Here is a 1,195-nt window from a genome sequence, read left to right on the forward strand (position 1 = left end):
CAGGGCGGGATCGCACTTTGTTAACTAATATGATCTAATTGTGCCAAACCCTTAGCAGCACAGTCATTTTGAACCTTATTGAACACTTATCTGTTGTAGAAGATACTCGATCAGACATTAACCAGAAACACGACCTTATCGATGTTATGTTCCTTGTGATCAGCGCTATCGCATCGGGATGCGAAGGTTGGCAAGACATTGAATTTTTTGGAGAAGAAAAGCTCGACTGGTTAAGAAAGCATAGACCATTCGAGCATGGTATCCCTCGCAGACACACGATAGCTCGCATCTTGCGTTCCGTTGTTGCGGAGTCTTTGCTTGAAGCTTTGGCTCTTTGGATAAACGAACAACGAACTACTCAGAACAAACCCATTATCGCATTTGACGGAAAGGTTCTGCGAGGCTCCTATCGTAACGACAGGAAAACAGCATTGCAGTTGGTCACGGCTTACGACACTGAGCGTGGTCTCGTACTAAGCCAAAAGCCAACAGAGACTAAAAATGGTGAGATAAGCATTGTTCGCCAAATGCTTGATGTTATAAATGTAAAGGGTAGCGTGATCACGATTGATGCGCTGCATTGCCAGCGTGAAACACTAGAAAAAATCAAAGAAAAACAAGCGCATGTTGTTGTTCAGGTTAAGAACAATCAGCCTAAGCTTAAAGCGGCTGTTGTGGAGCAGTTCCAAGCGGTTTTTGATGCTGGTAAAGAGAAAATAGTCACCGAAGTCAAAGAGAAAAAACATGGTCGCAGCGAAGAGCGATACGTGTTTCAGCTAAAGGCCAAATTACCGGACGACTTAATGGAGAAATGGCCGACGGTAAGAAGCATAATAGCAGTGGAACGCCATCGTGTGCTCAACGGTAAAGGCAGTGTAGATACTTCTTACTACATTAGTTCTATGTCGCCGAACCACAAACTTCTGGGCCATTATATTCGCCAGCATTGGCGGATCGAGAACAGCCAACATTATGTTTTAGATGTGGTTTTTAAAGAAGATAGCTCTCGTATCACTTTAGATGGTGCCGTTGAAAACATCGCGTTGTTTAGGCGTTTTGTTATGAATATGCTCACGCAATGCGACTGTGGTGCGCCGAGCCAAAAAGTGAAGATGAAGAAAGCGGGTTGGAACGATGATTATAGGGCAAGAGTCTTCTTTGGGTTATAAATCCATCAAAGTATGCTCCCGCCCTG

1 protein-coding gene is annotated in these 1,195 nt (G+C 44.2%); it reads left to right on the forward strand.

What is annotated here, in order from left to right; all coding sequences use genetic code 11:
* Nucleotides 1-68: 68 nt before the first annotated feature.
* Nucleotides 69-1,169: an ISAs1 family transposase gene (locus tag TW84_RS22750; RefSeq protein WP_045977891.1), complete on the forward strand. Its 1,101-nt coding sequence runs from the start codon at nucleotides 69-71 to the stop codon at nucleotides 1,167-1,169.
* Nucleotides 1,170-1,195 lie beyond the last annotated feature (26 nt).

The organism is Vibrio neptunius (assembly GCF_000967495.1).
Lineage (GTDB): Bacteria > Pseudomonadota > Gammaproteobacteria > Enterobacterales > Vibrionaceae > Vibrio > Vibrio neptunius.